The organism is Serratia plymuthica NBRC 102599, assembly GCF_001590925.1.
In the GTDB taxonomy this organism is placed as follows: Bacteria; Pseudomonadota; Gammaproteobacteria; order Enterobacterales; family Enterobacteriaceae; genus Serratia; species Serratia plymuthica.
In genome coordinates, this window is sequence record NZ_BCTU01000056.1 from 1 (window position 1) to 1,812 (window position 1,812).

At 47.9% G+C, this 1,812-nt stretch carries 2 protein-coding genes; both read right to left on the reverse strand.

What is annotated here, in order from left to right:
- Positions 1-134: 134 nt before the first annotated feature.
- Positions 135-500: a DUF596 domain-containing protein gene (locus tag SPL01S_RS24070; RefSeq protein WP_063203195.1), complete on the reverse strand. Its 366-nt coding sequence runs from the start codon at positions 498-500 to the stop codon at positions 135-137.
- Between the two features lie 9 nt (positions 501-509).
- Positions 510-1,812: DUF637 domain-containing protein (locus tag SPL01S_RS24975; protein ID WP_169800869.1), on the reverse strand; the 1,303-nt coding region annotated here is incomplete at its 5' end.

Here is a 1,812-nt window from a genome sequence, read left to right on the forward strand (position 1 = left end):
GCGTGCTGGGGCAATCTAGCTCCCCACGCCAGATGCCCTCTTCTCGAGGAGACCATAACTCGCTAAGCGTATTGGTATTTTTGCGAAGAAAGAATTAGGTAGGAAACGGCTCCGAAGAGCCGCTTCTGTGTATATCAGGTCCAATCCTTATAGCCACTCTCGTGGATCCAGACAAGGCCAGCAGGGCAAGCATCAGATAAAAACCAATATCCATTAAAAACTCCATACTCCATCTCTTCAGGAGTATTAGGAAAACTGGCTCGAAACTTATCTACCTGTTCTTTTACCGTCCCCGTCAAGAGCATGCCTCCGCTGCCAAGTTTTACTTTCCCTTCATTCATCAAACGTTCGATAAACCAGAGGAACAACTCTTTCTCATCATTAAAAGAAAGAGATATTTTACCTGATAGACTATCCGGATGAATATTTTCCCAAATAGTCACCATCGATGCCCCTTCAAGGGCTTCTTTCCTATTTTCATATTGTTCTATCGTAAGCATAAAGATCACCTATCTAAACTTCATTTCAAACTTGTTATCGGAAAGATTCGAAACTTTGTTTATATCTTTATTCCCGATAATATCAATCGTCCACCGAGCTTTCGACTCTTGTGCACTTGTAGAGTAGTTTCCCAGGTTTATTATTTTCCCTTCAAACTTAGCATAATAAACAATGCCTTTCGAATTTCTAACCTCTTTAAGAGGAAGGCCTCCAGCAAGTGATTGTGCATAGTCATAGATTTCCTTATCGCCAAGTGATTCAGAAGCAAAAACTTTTGTTGTTCCTTTTCTATTACTCCCTCCGTCGCCCAAAACTTGAGCTATAGACTTACCAAAAACTGTTACGTTACCATCTGACTGCGTTTTATCGAAAAGTTTAACCAGTTGGTCAGTATTAACCTTCTGAATATCCCGCAGATAATTCGCCGTCTTCGTTGACAAGTTTGTACCCGCAGCCGTTTCACCCTTGATGAAATCGGCAACCGGTTGAGCATTGAAATTTTTTGTTTTATACAACTCGTCTGAAGTCTTCACCAACTGCTGTGTCAGCTTCTTAACGCTATCCTCGGTTTTTCCCAGGATCAGCGTGCTGCCAGTAGTAATGGCTCCCGTTCCAATTATCGCCTCCGGTGCCACAATGTCTGCCGCATAAATCCCAGCCTGATTCAGGCAAAGTGCCGGGTTGGTTTTACAGCTAGCAATGGCCAAACGCGCAGCTAAAACCAACTCAGGGGCGGCCCCCACTAACGTCATTCCACCCGCAGCAAGAACCAGACCGCCACCACCAACAGTCGCCACAATGGCTGCTGCTTCCCGGCGAGCCACTACACGTTTTGCCGCCGCTACATCGCCTTTATCGGCAGCAAGGATATCTTTCTGATTATCCAACGCGTATTGCATCAACATATGTTCGGTCATGTTGTAGCGGTAGACCGACTGCGCACTGTCCGCTGCACTGTAGGCGCCTTCCGGCGTATGTGTTGTCAGAGCGCCGGTTAATGCGCCAATGACTCGCGCAGCTTGCTCTTTAGTCTCGTTGCCGTTAAGTGCTTCCTGCAAGCGCAGCAGTTGACGCTCTCTTTCATTGAGATTGGCCGGTTCGAACAGCGTGCTTTGCATAATCACGCCAGCCAGCTCCGCCGCCAGCGCCCCGGCCGCCGCACCTTTACCGTCACCGCGTCCGATTTCCGCCGCCACACCCGCCACCACTGCATGGCTGACAGATTTACCGACTACGCCCAATACTTCGCCGTTATCGCCAATCAGCTTCGCCCCTTCGGCATTAATCTGGCTGCCGATGTTGGCCAACAGG